Annotated in this window: 1 pseudogene; it reads right to left on the minus strand. The window is 32.0% G+C overall.

From position 1 onward, the window contains the following. A pseudogene (locus D1841_RS19460) lies at positions 1-125 on the minus strand (response regulator transcription factor); the annotation flags it as partial. Positions 126-275: the final 150 nt, after the last annotated feature.

Consider the following 275-nt stretch of genomic DNA (forward strand, 5'->3'; position numbering starts at 1 on the left):
ATGCAGTTCAGCGCATCAAAGGCGTTATAGCACTTAAATACAGCAAAATCCTCGTTTTCAAGGTAAAGTGCTATCAAATCTGTAATTTCCGGTTCATCGTCTACAATTAATATTTTTTCCTGCATTACGACACTCCTACAAAAAATTTTTTACAACTATAGTATACCAAAAGTAAATCGCAATTCATAAACTTTTTCTCAATAAACTATTAAGAATTTCCTAAATTTCAAGTTCCGTATCACCACAAATAAATTACGGGGCTTTTACTCTGAGTT

Source organism: Neglectibacter sp. X4, assembly GCF_009917365.1.
Classification (GTDB): Bacteria; Bacillota; Clostridia; order Oscillospirales; family Acutalibacteraceae; genus Acutalibacter.